This is a genomic window from Stenotrophomonas sp. I18B00994, from assembly GCF_014145825.1.
GTDB lineage: Bacteria > Pseudomonadota > Gammaproteobacteria > Xanthomonadales > Xanthomonadaceae > Stenotrophomonas > Stenotrophomonas maltophilia.
In genome coordinates, this window is record NZ_JACIUW010000006.1 from 17,884 (window position 1) to 34,831 (window position 16,948).

The window sequence follows — 16,948 nt, forward strand, 5'->3', positions numbered from 1 at the left end:
GCCGCCCTGAAAGGCGGCGTTTTTGCCTTTTAATTCAACAACCTACATAAATCAGGCGTAGGCCGGAGTGGCATATTCGACCGGATCCGGCGTCGCCGGCGAGTCGAAACTGACCCATTCCCAGGCAGTGGCGTCGGCCATCAGCGCCCGCACCAGCTTGTTGTTGAGGGCGTGACCGGACTTGAAGCCTTCGTAGGCACCCAGCACCTGGCCACCGGCCAGGTAGAGGTCGCCGATCGCATCGAGGATCTTGTGGCGCACGAATTCGTCGGCGTAGCGCAGGCCGTCTTCGTTGAGCACGCGGAACTCGTCCAGCACGATGGCGTTGTCCATCGAACCGCCAAGGCCCAGATTGCGCTCGCGCATGTATTCCAGGTCGCGCATGAAGCCGAAGGTGCGCGCGCGGGAGATTTCCTTGGTGTAGGCCAGCGTCGAGAACTCGATTTCCTGGCGCGACTGCTTGGCCGGAATCATCGGGTGGTCGAACTGGATGGTGAAGCCCAGCTTGTAGCCCTCGTACGGGCTGAAGCGGGCCACCTTGTCGCCTTCGGTCACTTCCACGGTCTTCAGCACGCGGATGAAGCGCTTGGGCGCATCCTGTTCCACGATGCCCGCCGACTGCAGCAGGAACACGAACGGGCCGGCCGAACCGTCCATGATCGGCAGCTCGGCCGAGGACAGTTCGACAATGATGTTGTCCACGCCCAAGCCGGCCAGCGCCGACATCAGGTGTTCGACGGTCTGGATCTTGGCGTCGTTGCAGGTCAGGCCGGTGCACAGGGTCACTTCGGTGACCAGCTCGGCCTTGGCCGGCACTTCCACCACCGGGTCCAGGTCCACGCGGCGGAACACGATGCCATGGTTGACCGGTGCCGGGCGCAGGGTCATGTAGACCTTGTCGCCGCTGTGCAGGCCAACGCCGGTGGCGCGGATCGTGTTCTTGAGGGTGCGTTGCTGGATCATGGGGGATGGACCGGAAGTGACACATTAGATTAACACGCACGGTCCCCTACCCCGGCTGAAAGGCAGGCAGGACACACCGGCGCGCCAATGGGACGCACATGAAGCAGGGCGGCCGGGCCCATCCTGGCCCGGCGCCCGCGTTTTCAGGACATGGTGGCGCAACCCGGGGAGGACAACCCCGGGCCGGCCCGCTCAGTCCGCCTGGCGGCGCAGGAACGCCGGGATGTCCAGGTAGTCGTTCGGCAGTTCTGCCGCGGCCGGGGCCGAAGAGGACGGCGCCGACGGGGCCGAAGCCGCCGCGGTATCGCTGCTGGCGCGACGCAGGCCCAGGCCCATGCCGCCGACGGCCTTGGACACGGCGTCGCCGCCGTTGTCGAAGTCGCCAAACTCCGGCTGGCCGGTGGTGGCGTTGCGGACCAGCTTGATCGGCGCGCGCTCGCCCGGACGCTGGGCCTTGCTGGCCGACACGCGGTTCAGGCCGGTGGCAACCACGGTCACGCGCACTTCGTCCTGCATGTCCGGGTCGAGCACGGTGCCGACCACCACGGTGGCGTCTTCCGAAGCGAAGCCGTCGATGGTGCGGCCGATCTCGTCGAACTCGGCCATGGTGAAGTCCGCACCGGCGGTGATGTTGACCAGGATGCCGTTGGCACCGGCCAGGTTCACGTCGTCCAGCAGCGGGTTCTGGATGGCCGATTCGGCAGCGGCCTGGGCGCGGTCATCGCCACGGGCGGTGCCGGTACCCATCATCGCCAGGCCCATTTCGGACATGACGGTGCGCACGTCGGCGAAGTCGACGTTGATCAGGCCCGGACGCACGATCAGGTCGGCGATGCCCTGCACGGCGCCCTGCAGCACGTCGTTGGCGGCGCGGAATGCCTGGATCATGGTCGCGTTGCGGCCCAGCACGGTGATCAGCTTCTCGTTCGGGATGGTGATCAGCGAGTCGCAGTGCTGGCTCAGTTCCTCGATGCCCTTCAGCGCCACCTGCATGCGGCGACGGCCTTCGAACGGGAACGGCTTGGTGACCACGGCCACGGTCAGGATGCCCATCTCCTTGGCCAGCTGCGCCACCACCGGTGCAGCGCCGGTGCCGGTGCCGCCGCCCATGCCGGCGGTGATGAACACCATGTCCGCGCCCTGCAGGGCGTCCATGATGCGCTCACGGTCTTCCAGCGCGGCCTGGCGGCCGACTTCCGGGTTCGCGCCTGCGCCCAGGCCCTTGGTCACGTTGGTACCCAGCTGCAGCTGCAGCTTGGCACCGCAATTCTTGATGGCCTGGGAGTCGGTGTTGGCAGTGATGAATTCCACGCCGTCCACCGCCGAGTTGACCATGTGCGCCACGGCATTGCCGCCGCCGCCGCCCACGCCAACCACCTTGATCACCGCATTGGGTGCCATCTTTTCGATCAGTTCAAAATGCGCCATGTCCGTGTCCTCGTTGTATCCGCTTGTCGGTGGCATGGACGGTCGGGCCTCCTGCCTTCGCGTGTCATGTTGCCGTTGCGGCTGTGTGGGTTGTGTATTGCGTTGCTGCGTTGTGATGCGGGTACTGCAGGTGCTGCGCCGGGGTGACCCCGGTGTTACGGGTTCCGCGTCAGAACTCGCCGCGGAACCAGGTCTTGAGTTTCTTGAACATGCTTCCTGCACGCCCGGTCGGCAGCGACGGCCGCCGCGGGTGCTCGATCTGGCTGCCCATCAGCAACAGGCCCACGCCGGTGGCATGCACCGGGTTGCCCACCACTTCGCCCAGGCCGGTGACGTGCTGCGGGATGCCCACGCGCACCGGCATCTGCAGCATTTCCTCGGCCAGCTCGACCACGCCTTCCATCTTCGAGGCACCACCGGTCAGCACCATGCCGGCGCGCACCAGTTCCTCGAAGCCGGAGCGGCGCAGTTCGGCCTGCACCATCTCGAAGATTTCCTCGTAACGGCCCTGCACCGCCTGCGCCAGCGAATGGCGCGGCATGCGGCGCGGCGGACGGTCGCCCACCGACGGCACCTGGATGCTTTCCTCGGCGGTGGCCAGCTGGGCCAGGGCGCAGGCGTAGCGCACCTTGATCTGCTCGGCTTCCGGGGTGGGCGTGCGCAGCATGTGCGCGATGTCATTGGTGACGTGGTCGCCGGCGATCGGCAGCGAAGCTGTGTGGCAGATCGCGCCCTGCACGAACACCGCGATGTCGGTGGTGCCGGCGCCCATGTCGACCAGCACCACGCCCAGCTCGCGTTCGTCGGCGGTCAGCACCGCAACGCTGGAGGCCAGCGAGGACAGCACCAGGTCATCCACCTGAAGGCCGCAGCGCTGCACGCACTTGCTGATGTTGGCCGCGGCCGACTGCGCGCACACCACCAGGTGCCCATGCACCTCCAGGCGCACGCCGGTCATGCCGACCGGGTTGCGGATGCCTTCCTGCGAATCGTCCAGCACGTACTCGCGCGGGATCGCGTGCAGGATCTTCTGGTCGGCCGGAATGGCCACCGCCTTGGCCGCATCGAGCACGCGATCCAGGTCGCCCCAGGTCACTTCCCCGTCGCGGATCGGCACGATGCCCGGCGAGTTCTTGCACTGCACGTGGTTGCCGGAGATCGAGGCGTACACCGAGCGGATCTCGCAGCCGGCCATCAGCTCGGCTTCTTCCACCGCGCGCTGGATCGACTGCACGGTCGATTCGATGTCCACCACCACGCCGCGCTTCAAACCGCGCGACTCGTGCGAGCCGATGCCGATCACTTCGATCGGGTTGCCCGGCGAATACTCGCCCACCAGCGCCACCACCTTGGAGGTGCCGATGTCCAGGCCAACGATCAGCGATTTGTCACCCTTGCGATTCATGTCCTTTCCTGCGTGCTTCTGGCCGGGGTCGCCGGCGTTTTCGCCGGCGTGGCCGGGGTACCCCAGCTCAGCGTGAAACCATTGGTGTAACGGAGGTCGGCGCGCTCGATCGGCGCGTCCTGACGGTTCAGCTGCGGCAGCACCTTGACGAAGCGCTGCATGCGCGAGCGCGCGTCGTCACGGCCCACCACCACTTCGGTGCCGTTGCTCAGCACCAGCGACCAGCTGCCGCGTGCATCCATCGTCACCCGGCGCACGTCGACGCCGGCCGGTGCGAACAATGCACGCGAGTCGCTGTACAGCTTCATCACTTCCGCTGTCTGGCTGTCCGGGCCATCCAGTTCGGGCAGCGCCAGGTCGGCCAGCTTCTTCGGCGTGGGGAACAACTTGCCCTGCTCGGAAACCAGGCGGTCACTGCCCCAGCGCGCGAACGGCTTGTGCTCGACCAGAGTCACCTCCAGCACGTCCGGCCACTGCTTGCGCACCTGCGCGCTTTCCACCCACGGCAGCTGTTCCAGCGCGTCCTGCGCGTCCTGCAGCTTGACCGCAAAGAAGCCGGCGCGCGCATACGGCAACAGCACCTGCTGCAGCTGTTCGGCCGGCACCCGCTTGAACTCACCATGCACGCGCAGCTTCGCCAGCGGCCAGCGCTCGGCGCCGACCCAGCCATTGACCACGGCCACCACCGGCAGTGCAACCACCGACAGCGCCAACAGCCAGACGAAGATGCGCAGCACCGCGTTCATGCGTGCGAGGCCTCCAGGGTCTGTTCCAGCACGCGCCACACCAGCTCTTCGAAGCTGATGCCGGCCTGGCCTGCGGCCTTGGGCACCAGCGAATGGCTGGTCATGCCCGGCGCGGTGTTCACTTCCAGCAGGAAGAAGCGGCCGCTGCTGCGGTCGCGCATCATGTCCACGCGGCCCCAACCACGGCAACCGGCGGCGCGGAACGCGGCCAGCGCGATGCGGCGGATTTCCTCTTCGTCGCCACCGTCCAGGCCCGGGCACAGGTACTGGGTGTCCTCGGCGATGTACTTGGCGTTGTAGTCGTACCACTGGCCCTTGGGCACGATGCGGATCGACGGCAGCGCGACGTCGCCGAGAATGGCCACGGTCAGTTCGTCGCCGACCACCATCTGCTCCATCAGCAGCTGGCCGTCGTAGCGCGCAGCCAGGGCCACGGCCTCATCCAGGCCGGCGTCGTCGGTGACCCGGCTGATGCCCACGCTGGAGCCTTCGTTGGCCGGCTTCACCACCACCGGCAGGCCCAGCTCGGCCGCCAGTGCATGCACGTTCGATGCGTCGACCTTGCGGTATTGCGGGGTCGGCAAGCCCAGCGACAACCACACCTGCTTGGTACGGATCTTGTCCATGCTCAGCGCAGAGCCCAGCACGTCCGAGCCGGTGTACGGCACGCCGAAGGCGTCCATCAGGCCCTGCACGATGCCGTCCTCACCACCACCGTTGTGGCCGTGCAGGATGTTGAACACACGGTCGATGCCGCCGGCAGCCAGCGCCTTGGCCAGCGCCGGAATGCCATCCACCGCGAACGCATCGACACCGCGCGACTGCAGTGCTTCCAGTACGTTGCGGCCGGAATCCAGCGACACCTCGCGTTCGCTGGAAGTGCCACCGAGCAGCACGGCGACGCGACCGAATACAGCCGGGTCGGTCACGCGCAGCGGCGGGAAGGTCAGCGCGCTCACGCCTCGCCCTCCCCCTTGAAGCCTTCCACCGCGATGTGGGTAGCCACGGCGCCGATGTCGCCCGCCCCCATCATCAGCAGCAAGTCACCGTCCTGCAGCACGTCCGGCAGCACGCTGGCCAGCTCGGCGGCCTTGCCAACCACCACCGGTTCGCTGCGGCCGCGCGCGCGGATGGCGCGGGCCAGCGCATGCGAGTCGGCACCGGCAATCGGTTCCTCGCCAGCCGGGTAGACCTCGCTCAGCACCAGCGCATCGACGCTTGACAGCACCGCGGCGAACTTGTCGAACTGGTCGCGGGTTCGGCTGTAGCGGTGCGGCTGGAAGGCCACCACCAGGCGCTTGTCGGCCCAGCCACCACGGGCGGCGGCGAACACGGCTTCCAGCTCGCTCGGGTGATGACCGTAGTCATCGATGATGCGAACCTTGGCACCACTGGCGGTGGTCACTTCGCCCAGATCGTTGAAGCGACGGCCGACACCGGCGAAGCCTTCCAGCGCACGCGCGATGGCGTCCGGGGCCACGCCCAGCTGCCAGCCCACTGCGGCGGCGGCCAGCGCGTTGAGCACGTTGTGCCTGCCTGGCAGTGCCAGTACCACTTCCTGGCTGGTGCCCTGCGGCAGGCGCAGGGTGAAGCGCATGCGCGACCCATCCTGCACCACGTTCTCGGCGCGCACGTCGGCCTGCGGGCTCATGCCGTAGCTCATCACGTGGCGCGGGGTCCTGGCGGCCAGCGCAGCCACCTCCGGGTCGTCGATGCACAGCACCGCCAGGCCATAGAACGGCAGGCGCTGCAGGAACTCGGCAAACGCCGCCTGCACGCGGGCAAAGTCGTTGCCGTAGTTCTCCAGATGATCGGCATCGATGTTGGTGATGATCGACATCAACGGATTCAGGCGCAGGAAGCTGCCATCGCTTTCGTCGGCCTCGGCCACCAGCCACTGGCCACCACCCAGCTTGGCGTTGGCGCCGGCGGCCAGCAGCTGGCCACCAATCACGAACGTCGGGTCCAGGCCACCTTCGCTCAGCACCGCAGCGGTGAGGCTGGTGGTGGTGGTCTTGCCATGGGTGCCGGCCACGGCGATGCCACGGCGGAAACGCATCAGTTCGGCCAGCATCGCTGCGCGCGGCATGATCGGAATGCGCTGGCTGCGCGCTTCCATCAGTTCCGGGTTGTCTTCGCGGATGGCGCTGGAGACCACCACGCAGTCGGTGCCCAGCACGTTGGCCGCCGAGTGGCCACGCATGATGCGCGCACCCAGGCTGGCCAGGCGGCGGGTCGCCACGTTGTCGGCGTTGTCCGAACCGGACACTTCATAGCCCAGCGTCAGCATCACTTCGGCGATACCGCTCATGCCGGTGCCGCCGATGCCGACGAAATGCACGCGCGGGAATGCGCGCACCAGGTCGTTGGTGTCGTGCAGGCGGCGGATCATGCGCGGCCTCGCGCAGGGCAGGCGCGCTGGCATGCCTTCTTCATACAGCTTCCTCAAGAATGATATCGGCGATGCGCTCGGCGGCATCGACCTTGGCCAAGGCACGCGCGGCTTGCGCCATCTGCATGCGGCGGGCGGGATTTTCGGACAGATCGCGCAGCAGTGAGGCAATGCCTTCGGCCAGCGTTCCGTCCTGCTTCAGCAAAACCGCCGCGCCGCGCTCGACCAGGTACTCCGCATTGCGGGTCTGGTGATCGTCGACGGCAGCGGGGAATGGCACCAGCACACTGCCGACACCGACCGCGCACAGCTCGGCCAGCGTGGACGCACCGGAGCGGCATACGACCAGATCGGCCCAGGCAAATGCCTCGGCCATGTCGGCGATGAACGGGGTGATCTCCGCCTGCACACCAGCCTTGGCATACGCCTCGACCGCTTCGGCATGCATCTTCTCGCCGCTCTGGTGACGCACCTGCACCGGCACTGTGGCGCCCAGCGCAGCGATGGCCTGCGGCACGCCGGTATTGAGCGCGCGTGCACCCTGGCTGCCGCCCACCACCAGCACGCGCAGCGGACCCTGGCGGTCGGCGAAGCGCTTTTCCGGCGGTGCGATGGCGGCGATCTCCGCACGCACCGGGTTGCCGACAAACTCCTCGCCCTTGGCGAAGGTGCCCGGGAAGCCGGTCAGCAGACGGCGTGCATAGCGCGACAGGATGCGATTGGTCAGGCCCGGTGCGCGGTTCTGCTCATGCACGATCAGCGGCAGGCCATGCAGGCGCGTGGCCATGCCGCCGGGACCGGAGGCGAATCCACCGAAGGCCACCACCGCACGCGGCTGGCGCTTGCGGATGATCATGCCGGCCGCGCGCAGCGCGCGCATCAGCCGCCACGGCGCGCCCAGCAGGGCCAGCTTGCCCTTGCCGCGCAGGCCGGTGATGGCCAGCGTGTCGATCGGAATGTCGTGCTGCGGCACCAGACGGGTTTCCATCGCACCGTCGGCGCCCATCCAGGTGACCGGCACGCCGCGCGCGCGCAGCACGCGGGCCACGGCCAGGCCGGGGAAGATGTGACCGCCGGTACCACCGGCCAGGATCATCACCGGGCGCACGTTGTCGGTGGCTGTGCTCATGACAGCCTCCCGAAGGTCGGTTCGATGCGCGACTGCAGGCGGCTGGTGCCACGCGCAGCGTTCGCTGCAGCGGCAGCCACCGGCTCGGAGCTCATCGGTACGCTGGCGGCCACCGGCGCGGCCGGCTCGTCGCTCGGCTCGGCAGCGGCGTCTTCGCTGCCGCCGATGCGCACGGCCTGGCGGCGCTCGGCGCGCTTGAGTTCATAGGACACGCGCAGCAGCAGGCCCATCGCCACGCAGGTCATCAGCACCGACGAGCCGCCGGAAGAGATCAGCGGCAGGGTCAGGCCCTTGGTCGGCAGGATGCCCAGGTTCACGCCGATCGAAACGAAGGTCTGCATGCTGATCCACAGGCCGATGCCGAAGGCGATGTAGCCGGAGAAGTGCCGCTTCATCTCCACGCAGCGCATGCCCAGCCAGAAGGTCCGGCCGACCAGCAGCGCGTACAGGGCCACGATCACGCAGGTGCCCAGGAAGCCGAATTCCTCGGCAGTGACCGAGAAAATGAAGTCGGTATGCGCTTCGGGCAGGTAGTACAGCTTCTGCACCGAGTTGCCCAGGCCGACGCCGGTCCACTCGCCACGGCCCACCGCCATCAGCGCGTTGGACAGCTGGTAGCCGTCGCCCTGCTGGTCGGCCCATGGGTCCAGGAAGGACGTGATGCGGCGCATGCGGTACGGCTCGATGATCGCCAGTGCGCTCATGCCGACCAGGCCGATGATCACCGGCATCGACATGCGCGGCATGTTCACCCCGCCCAGCACCAGCATGCCGGCGGTGATCGCCAGCAGCAGGGTGGACGAGCCGAAGTCCGGCTGCAGCAGCAGCAGCACCACCAGCGCCCCGGCCACGCCCAGCGGCTTGAGCATCGCCGGCCAGGTCGCGTTGACCTCGTCGCGGAAACGCACCAGGTAGCTGGACAGCCAGACGATGTAGAGCACTTTCACTGCTTCGACCGTCTGGAACTTGGAGATGCCCAGGTTGATCCAGCGGCGCGCACCGTTGACGGTGCTGCCCAGGCCCGGTGCGAACACCGCCAGCAGCAGCACGAAGCAGCCCAGCAGCAGCATCTGGTTGTACTGCTCGATGGACTTCAGTTCAGTGCGGGCGGCGATGACCGCCAGCACGATACCCACCGCCAGGAAGATCAGGTGGCGGTTGAGGTAGTAGAACGGACTGCTCATCAAGGCGATCGAGCTGGACGCCACCATCACCACGCCCACGCCGGTGAGCGCGATGATCGCGCCCAGCAGCCACTTGTCGTAGCTGCCTTCGATGGCTTCAAGGCGTGTTGCCTGGCGGGACAGGTCGTTCATCTCAGCGCACCTTCAACGTGGCCAGGCCGATCAGCACGAGCACGACGGAGATGATCCAGAAGCGCACGATCACGCGCGGCTCGGGCCAGCCCTTCAGTTCGAAATGGTGGTGGATCGGCGCCATGCGGAACACGCGCTTGCCGGTCAGCTTGAACGAGGCCACCTGGATCATCACCGACAGTGTTTCGATGACGAACACGCCGCCCATGATCACCAGCACCAGTTCCTGGCGGGTGATCACCGCGATCGTGCCCAGCACCGCGCCCAGCGCCAGCGCGCCGATGTCGCCCATGAAGACCATGGCCGGATAGGTGTTGAACCACAGGAAGCCGAGGCCCGCACCGGCGATGGCCGCGCAGATGATGACCAGCTCGCCGGCGCCTGGAATCTGCGGAATCTGCAGGTAGTTGGCGAATACCACGTTGCCCGAGGCATACGCGAACACGCCCAGCGCGCAGGCCACCAGAACGGTTGGCATGATCGCCAGGCCGTCCAGGCCGTCGGTCAGGTTCACCGCGTTGGAGAAACCGACGATCCAGAAGTAGGCGATCGCCACGAAGCCAATGCCGGCCAGCGGCAACGCCACCGACTTGAACATCGGGATGTAGAACGTCAGCGCCGCCGGCACGTCGGCCGTATAGAACAGGAACAGGCCCGCGGCCAGGCCGAAGATCGACTGCAGCAGGTACTTCCAGCGCGACTTCAGGCCGTTCGGGTCACGGCGGACGATCTTGATCCAGTCGTCATACCAGCCGATGGCGCCGAAGCACAGCATCACCGCCAGCACCAGCCACACGTAGCGGTTGCGCAGGTCGGCCCACATCAGTACCGACAGGGTGACGGTGAGCAGGATCAGCGAACCGCCCATGGTCGGCGTGCCGGCCTTGGAGAAATGGGTCTGCGGACCGTCCTTGCGGATCGGCTGGCCGCCCTTGAACTGGGCAAGCTTGCGGATCATCGCCGGGCCAAGCCACAGCGACAGGAACAGGGCCGTCAGCGCGGCAAGGATGGCGCGGAACGTCTGGTAGTTGAACAGCCCGAACAGGCTCTCCAACTGCTGCAACCATCGAGCCAGTTCATACAACATGCGGGGATTCCTCTCCTTGCGCCAGCAGCGCTTTGACGATCAGGTCCATGGCACTGCCACGGGAACCCTTGACCAGGCAGCGCACACCAGCGTGCAACTCGTCCTGCAGCGCCTGTGACAGCGCACCATGGGTATCGAAATGGCGTCCGCCTTCACCGAAGGCGGCCGCAGCGGCGGCACTGAGCGGACCCAGTGCATACAACCGCTTCAGGCCGGCGGCGCGTGCACGGATGCCGGCCTGCGCATGCAGCGCCTCGCTGTCCGGACCCAGCTCGCGCATGTCGCCCAGCACCAGCCAGCCCTCTTCCGGCGCGGCGGCCAGGGCGTCGATGGCCGCAGCCAGCGAACCGGGGTTGGCGTTGTAGCTGTCGTCCACCAGCACCGCGCCATTGCGCAGCTGATGGGCAATCTGGCGGCCCGGCACCGGCTGCGCTTCGGCCAGGCCGGTCGCGATCAGCGCCAGGTCGACACCGGCGGCCAGCGCCAGGCTGGCGGCGGCCAGCGCATTGCTGACGTTGTGGCGACCGGGCAGGCCGAGCACCACGCGGGCTTCGCCGCTCGGTGCGACCAGGGTGAACTGGCTGCCCTGCGCGCCGGCGCGGATGTCGCGCGCGGTCACCTCGGCGGTATGTTCCAGGCCGTAGCGCAGCACGCGGCAACGCGGCGGGGTGCCGACGAAATGCTGTTCGAACCAGCGGCCGTAGGCATCGTCCACATTGATCAACGCCACGCCATCGGCCGGCAGCGCTGCATAGATCGCGCCCTTGGTCACCGCCACGCCGAGCAGGCTGCCCATGCGTTCCAGGTGCGCCGGGGCAATGTTGTTGACCAGCGCATAGCGCGGGCGGGCGATGTCGGTCAGGTAGGCGATATCGCCCGGCTTGCCGGCGCCCATCTCGTAGACGGCGTAGTCGGCATCTTCCGGCGCTTCGATCACCGCCAGCGGCAGGCCGATCTCGTTGTTGCGGTTGCCCGGGTTGGCGTAGACCACCTTGTGGGCGTGCTGCGCCACCTGCTGCAGGATCGACAGCAGCAGGCTCTTCACGCTGGTCTTGCCGTTGCTGCCGGTGATCGCGAACACCTCGGTGCCGCGGACGCGCTGCATGCCGGTGGCGATCTTCGCCAGTGCCAGTTCGCTGTCGGCCACCAGCACCTGTGGCAGTTCGATCGGCAGCAGGCGCTCGACCAGCAGCGCACTGGCACCGCGCGCCTGCGCGTCGGCGGCAAAGTCATGGCCGTCGAAACGCTCGCCGCGCAGCGCCACATACAGGCTGCCCGGGCCGAGGCTGCGGGTGTCATTGCTGACCGCATCGATGGCCACGTCGTCGCCGTGGATCTCGCCGCCGGCCCAGTGTGCGATCAGCGAAAGCAGGGTGCGCTTCATGCGGTGCCCTCCCCGGCCTGCGCCTCTAGTACACCGGCCTTGGCCGCCAGTGCAGCGGCGGCCACTTCGGTGTCGTCGAAGTCATGGCGCACGCCATTCACTTCCTGGTACGGCTCGTGGCCCTTGCCAGCGATCAGGATGATGTCACCGGCACCGGCACGCTTCACCGCCAGGCCGATCGCACGCGCGCGGCTGCGCTGCACGGTCACGGCGGAGGCATCGGTGAAGCCGGCCAGGATGTCGGCCACGATCACGTCGCCATCCTCGCCACGCGGGTTGTCGTCGGTGACGATGACCTGGTTGGCCAGACGCTCGGCAATGGCCGCCATTTGCGGGCGCTTGCCGGTATCACGCTCGCCGCCGCAGCCGAACACGCAGAACAGCGTGCCCTGCAGGTGGCCATGCAGGCTGTCCAGCGCCTGTTCCAGCGCGTCCGGGGTGTGTGCGTAGTCGACCACCACGGTCGGCAGGCCACCTTCGCCGCCCAGGCGGTTCATGCGGCCACGGATCGGCTGCAGCGCCGACAGTACTTCGGCGATGCGCGGCAGCGGCTGGCCCTGCGCGTGCAGGGTGCCGGCCACGGCCAGCAGGTTGTCCACGTTGAAGCGGCCCAGCAGCGGCGACTGCACCGCCGCGCGCTGGCCGTCGATGACCAGTTCGAAGGCAATGCCACGGCCATCCAGCTGCAGCGCCTCGGCGCGCACGCTGGCGTCGGTGGCACCGCGCGAGCTCAGGCCGATCGGCTGCACGCCCGCCGGCAGGCCGGCGAACAGCTGGCGGCCGAACGCGTCGTCCAGATTGATCACCGCGGCCTTCAGGCCCGGACGGTGGAACAGCCGCGCCTTGGCCGCGCCGTAGCTGGCCATATCGCCGTGGTAGTCCAGATGGTCGCGGGTGAGATTGGTGAACACCGCCACGTCGTAGTGCACGGCATCCACGCGACCCTGGTCCAGCGCATGCGAGCTGACTTCCATCGCCACCGCGCGCGCACCGGCGTCGCGCAGCTGCGCCAGCAGCGCATGCATCTGCAGCACCAGCGGCGTGGTGAAGCCGGTCGGCTCGACCGCACCATAAAGTCCGGCGCCCAGCGTGCCGATACTGCCACTGGGCGTACCGAGCAGGTGCCAGGCCTGGGCCAGCAGCTGCACGGTGGAGGTCTTGCCGTTGGTGCCGGTGACACCGACCATCGCCATCGCCCGCGACGGCGCGCCATGGAACTGGTCGGCCATCGCACCCATGCGTGCGCGCAGGCCCGGCACGGCGATCGCATCGGCCGGTGCCGGCAGTTCGGCGGGCGCCGGCGGTTCAAACAGGATGACGCTGGCACCGGCGGCGCGGGCCTGCTCGACGAAGCCCAGGCCATGCGCGCCGAAACCGGCGATGGCGACGAAGGCATTGCCGGGACGCACGGCGCGGCTGTCCAGCACCAGGCCGGTCAGAACGGGGTCGTGCCCTGCAAGGGCAACATCCGGAAGCAACTGCGAAAGCAACATCGAAGGACTCATTGCGTGCCTCCCGTAGCGGGCGGCGTCTGGGCGTGCGCGCTCGGCAGCGCAGCATCGAATTCAGCGGCGGCATCCACCGGCAGCGCGGTCTCGGCCGGCGGCGCAGGCAGGATCGAGGCCGAGTGGCCGACCTTGCCGGACTGCTGTGCGGCCAGCCACGACTGCAGGTCGTCCAGTGGCACGTCCATCAGGCGCAGTGTGCCTTCCATCACGTTGTGGTAGACCGGCGCCGACACCAGGCCGCCGTAGAACTTGCCGGCCTGCGGATCGTTGATGACGATGACGGTGGCGAAGCGCGGGTTGGTGGCCGGTACCACGCCAGCGAACAGCGCGTTGTAATGGCCACGCTCGTAACCACCCGGGCCGGCCTTGCGCGCAGTACCGGTCTTGCCGGCCACGCGATAGCCGAGCACCGCCGCCTGCTTGGCGCCGCCCTGGGTGACCACGGTTTCCATCATCGCCACCACCTGCCTGGCGACGTTTTCGTCGATGATCTGCTGGCCTTCATTGCGCTGGCCCTTGACGAAGGTCGGCGCGATCAGACGACCGCCGTTGGCCAGTGCCGAATAGGCGGTAGCGATCTGCAGCGGCGTCACGTTCAGGCCGTAGCCGTAGGACATCGTGGTCTTGGTGGTACCCGACCAGCGCGCCGGGCGCAGCACCACGCCGCCGGATTCACCGGGGAAACCGCTGTGCGGTACCGAGCCATAACCAAAGCGGCGCACGCCGTCGTAGAACACCTGGTCCGGCATCTTCGCCGCGACCTTGGCCGCACCCACGTTCGAACTGCGGGTGATCACGCCGGTCACGTTCAGCACGCCGTTGTTGCGCGGCACGTCACGGATGGTGAAGCGGCCCAGGGTCATGTAACCCGGATTGGTATCGATGATGGTGTCCTTGGTCACCGCACCGGCCTGCAGCGCGGTAGCGATGGTCAACGGCTTCATCGTCGAACCCGGCTCGACCAGATCGGTCACCGCACGGTTGCGGCGCGCATCGGGCAGCGCGCCGGTCAGCGAATTCGGGTTGTAGGTCGGCAGGTTGACCATGGCCAGGATCTCGCCGGTGGTCACGTCCATGATCACCATCGAACCGCCCGCTGCCTTGTTGGCCACCAGCGCGTTGCGCAGTTCCTTGAACGCCAGGTACTGGATGCGGCGGTCGATGCTGAGGGTCAGGTCCTTGCCCGGCTCAGCGGCGCGCAGCAGATCGCTCTCGACGGTCTCGCCCTTGCGGTTGCGGATCACCCGCTTCGCACCGGCCTTGCCGCGCAACCATTCGTCGAACGCCAGCTCCAGGCCTTCCTGGCCGCGGTCGTCGATGTTGGTGAAGCCCAGCACGTGCGCCATCGCTTCACCCTGCGGGTAGAAGCGGCGGAACTCGCGTTGCGCGGCCACGCCCGGAATCTTCAGCGCGACCACCTTCTCTGCCTCGTCCGGATTGATCCGGCGGCGCAGGTACATGAATTCCTTGTCCGACTTCTGCGACAGGCGGCTGCTCAGCTCATCCACCGACATGCCGACCGCCTGGGCCAGCTCCGGGATGCGCTCGGGCGAACGCAGCAGGTCCTGCGGATTGACCCAGATCGAGGCGACCGGGGTGGACACCGCCAGCGGCTCGCCGTTGCGGTCGGTGATCATGCCGCGCGAGGTCTTGATCGGCAGCTCGCGCAGGTAGCGGGCCTCGCCCTGGCGCTGGTAGAAGTCGCTGTTGATGATCTGCACGTAGGCCGCGCGGCCGACCAGCGACACCGAGCACAGGCCGAGCGCCAGCGCGACCCAGCGCAGGCGCTGGCGCAGGTTGAAGGCATTGCGCGGGCGGTTGCGGCCGGCCTTGCTCATGGGCGCACCACCACGATGTCGGCGGCCTCGGGGAACTTCATGCCGAGCTTCTCGCGGGCGATGCGATCAACACGGTTGGCTTCGGCCAGGGTCGCCTGCTCCAGCTGCAGGCGGCCGAATTCCAGGTTGATGTCATCGCGCTTGCGCTCGGCGCGCGACAGTTCGATGAACGTCTGCCGATGACGGTGACGCACGAACACGACGCCGATCGCCGAGGCCACGGTGGATGCCAGCAGGATGATCAGCAGCAGCCGGCTCATGCGTCGGCCTCCCGCTTCTGCGCCACGCGCAGCACGGCGCTGCGCGCACGCGGGTTGGCGGCCAGTTCCTCGTCGGTAGCCTTGATGGCACCGCCGATCAGGTCCAGCGTCGGCACGAACGCCACCGCCTCAGGCAGGCGGCGGTTGGCCGGCGGCGCCTTGGCCAGGCGGTTCATGTACTGCTTGACGATGCGGTCTTCCAGCGAATGGAAGCTGATCACCGCCAGCCGGCCACCGGGCTTGAGCCGTTCCACCGCCGCATCCAGCCCCGCTTCCAGATCGGCCAGCTCGCGGTTGATGTGGATGCGGATGGCCTGGAAGCTGCGCGTGGCCGGGTGGATCTTGTCTTTCCCACGCGGCATCACCGAGGCGATCAGCTCGGCCAGTTCGGCGGTGCGGGAGAAGGGCTGCTTCTCACGGCGGGCCACGATGGCACGGGCGATGCGGCGGCTCTGGCGTTCTTCGCCATAGGTCCACAGCACGTCGGCAATTTCGCGCTCTTCCACGCGGTTGATCCACTGCGCGGCGCTTTCACCGCTGTCCGGGTCCATGCGCATGTCCAGCGGGCCGTCCTTGCCGAAGCTGAAGCCACGTTCGGCCACGTCCAGCTGCGGCGACGACACGCCCAGGTCGAACAGCACGCCGTCCAGGCCTTCGGCCGTCGCATCCCACTGCAGCAGCTGGGCGAAGCTGCCACGGAAGATGGACACGCGCGGGTCCGGCGCGAAATCGCGCTCGGCAACGGCGATGGCTTCCGGATCCTTGTCCATGACCAGCAGGCGCCCCTCGGGACCGAGCTGGGTGAGCACGCCACGTGCATGACCGCCACGACCGAACGTGCCATCCAGATAACGTCCGTTTTCGATCACCCTCAGGCCTTCAAGGACCTGGGTGTACAGGACCGGCAGGTGCACCGCCGGCGACTGCGACACCGGAAGGTGACCGGTCTGCGCTTCTGGGCGCATCCGGGCACCCCGGCTCACAACTTCAGGTCGAGCAACCCATCACCCAGATCCTCGTCAGACAACGTCTGCTGGATCAGGGCCCGATGCGCCTGCTCGCTCCACAATTCGAACTTGTCGCCCATACCGAGCAATACCGCCCTCTTCTCAATGCCCACCGCACCGCGGTGGCTGGCGGGGATGCTGATGCGACCGTTGCCGTCCAGTTCCAGATGGGCGGCCGAGCCGACCAGCTTCTGCTGCAACAGGCGCACGACGCGCTGGGTGTTGGGCTTGGACATGACGTCGTCGCGGACCCGCTCCCATTCCGACTCTGCATACAGCCACAGGCAGCCGGCTTCGAACGGGTTATAGGTCAGCACGAGACGGTTGTTGCTGGCGCGCGCGACGAGGTCGCGGTAAGCGGTGGGAACCGCCATGCGCCCTTTATCGTCAACTGTGATGGCCGTCTCGCCCTGGAACACGACGCGTGCACCTATCCTTCGCCCGGTGAAACATTGAACCACGAAAACCCACAAAACACCCGGATT

At 67.5% G+C, this 16,948-nt stretch carries 14 protein-coding genes and 1 pseudogene; all 15 read right to left on the reverse strand.

Annotation, left to right across the window (positions count from 1 at the left end; all coding sequences use genetic code 11):
- Positions 1 to 51: 51 nt before the first annotated feature.
- The 15 genes and pseudogenes from lpxC to mraZ all read right to left on the reverse strand — a co-directional run bounded on the left by lpxC (position 52) and on the right by mraZ (position 16,882).
- On the reverse strand, positions 52 to 963 hold the full coding sequence (gene lpxC, locus H4O10_RS08120; RefSeq protein WP_005408085.1) for a UDP-3-O-acyl-N-acetylglucosamine deacetylase: 912 nt from the start codon (positions 961 to 963) through the stop codon (positions 52 to 54).
- 192 nt (positions 964 to 1,155) lie between these two features.
- Complete coding sequence (ftsZ, locus tag H4O10_RS08125) at positions 1,156 to 2,391, reverse strand: cell division protein FtsZ (RefSeq protein WP_005408084.1); 1,236 nt, start codon at positions 2,389 to 2,391, stop codon at positions 1,156 to 1,158.
- Positions 2,392 to 2,560: 169 nt separating this feature from the next.
- Positions 2,561 to 3,796: a cell division protein FtsA gene (gene ftsA / locus H4O10_RS08130; protein WP_180845729.1), complete on the reverse strand. Its 1,236-nt coding sequence runs from the start codon at positions 3,794 to 3,796 to the stop codon at positions 2,561 to 2,563.
- Positions 3,797 to 3,867: 71 nt separating this feature from the next.
- Positions 3,868 to 4,542, reverse strand: a pseudogene (locus tag H4O10_RS08135) (cell division protein FtsQ/DivIB); the annotation flags it as partial.
- Positions 4,539 to 5,501: a D-alanine--D-alanine ligase gene (locus H4O10_RS08140; protein ID WP_049454867.1), complete on the reverse strand. Its 963-nt coding sequence runs from the start codon at positions 5,499 to 5,501 to the stop codon at positions 4,539 to 4,541. The pseudogene H4O10_RS08135 and the gene H4O10_RS08140, both read right to left, overlap by 4 nt.
- Positions 5,498 to 6,934, reverse strand: a complete 1,437-nt coding sequence (gene murC / locus H4O10_RS08145; protein ID WP_049402366.1) for a UDP-N-acetylmuramate--L-alanine ligase — start codon at positions 6,932 to 6,934, stop codon at positions 5,498 to 5,500. The genes H4O10_RS08140 and murC overlap by 4 nt, the downstream gene beginning before the upstream one ends.
- Positions 6,935 to 6,974: 40 nt before the next feature.
- On the reverse strand, positions 6,975 to 8,063 hold the full coding sequence (gene murG, locus H4O10_RS08150) for an undecaprenyldiphospho-muramoylpentapeptide beta-N-acetylglucosaminyltransferase (protein ID WP_049454868.1): 1,089 nt from the start codon (positions 8,061 to 8,063) through the stop codon (positions 6,975 to 6,977).
- The gene (ftsW, locus tag H4O10_RS08155; RefSeq protein WP_049433197.1) at positions 8,060 to 9,379 is read right to left on the reverse strand and encodes a putative lipid II flippase FtsW; all 1,320 of its coding nucleotides are present in this window, start codon (positions 9,377 to 9,379) and stop codon (positions 8,060 to 8,062) included. Before ftsW ends, murG begins: the two co-directional genes overlap by 4 nt.
- A 1-nt stretch (position 9,380) precedes the next feature.
- On the reverse strand, positions 9,381 to 10,466 hold the full coding sequence (mraY, locus tag H4O10_RS08160; protein WP_033834434.1) for a phospho-N-acetylmuramoyl-pentapeptide-transferase: 1,086 nt from the start codon (positions 10,464 to 10,466) through the stop codon (positions 9,381 to 9,383).
- Positions 10,456 to 11,850, reverse strand: a complete 1,395-nt coding sequence (gene murF, locus H4O10_RS08165) for a UDP-N-acetylmuramoyl-tripeptide--D-alanyl-D-alanine ligase (RefSeq protein ID WP_049454869.1) — start codon at positions 11,848 to 11,850, stop codon at positions 10,456 to 10,458. The genes mraY and murF overlap by 11 nt, the downstream gene beginning before the upstream one ends.
- Positions 11,847 to 13,355, reverse strand: a complete 1,509-nt coding sequence (locus tag H4O10_RS08170) for a UDP-N-acetylmuramoyl-L-alanyl-D-glutamate--2,6-diaminopimelate ligase (RefSeq protein WP_033834433.1) — start codon at positions 13,353 to 13,355, stop codon at positions 11,847 to 11,849. Before H4O10_RS08170 ends, murF begins: the two co-directional genes overlap by 4 nt.
- Positions 13,352 to 15,196 carry a penicillin-binding transpeptidase domain-containing protein gene (locus H4O10_RS08175; protein WP_033834432.1) on the reverse strand — a complete coding sequence of 615 codons (1,845 nt, stop codon included), beginning with the start codon at positions 15,194 to 15,196 and terminating at the stop codon, positions 13,352 to 13,354. Before H4O10_RS08175 ends, H4O10_RS08170 begins: the two co-directional genes overlap by 4 nt.
- Positions 15,193 to 15,456 (reverse strand): cell division protein FtsL, encoded by a 264-nt coding sequence (gene ftsL, locus H4O10_RS08180; RefSeq protein ID WP_005412242.1) that lies wholly within the window; start codon positions 15,454 to 15,456, stop codon positions 15,193 to 15,195. Before ftsL ends, H4O10_RS08175 begins: the two co-directional genes overlap by 4 nt.
- The gene (rsmH, locus tag H4O10_RS08185) at positions 15,453 to 16,421 is read right to left on the reverse strand and encodes a 16S rRNA (cytosine(1402)-N(4))-methyltransferase RsmH (RefSeq protein ID WP_012479154.1); all 969 of its coding nucleotides are present in this window, start codon (positions 16,419 to 16,421) and stop codon (positions 15,453 to 15,455) included. Before rsmH ends, ftsL begins: the two co-directional genes overlap by 4 nt.
- Before the next feature lie 14 nt (positions 16,422 to 16,435).
- A complete protein-coding gene (mraZ, locus tag H4O10_RS08190; RefSeq protein ID WP_019661065.1) occupies positions 16,436 to 16,882 on the reverse strand; it encodes a division/cell wall cluster transcriptional repressor MraZ in 447 nt (148 codons plus the stop codon).
- Positions 16,883 to 16,948 lie beyond the last annotated feature (66 nt).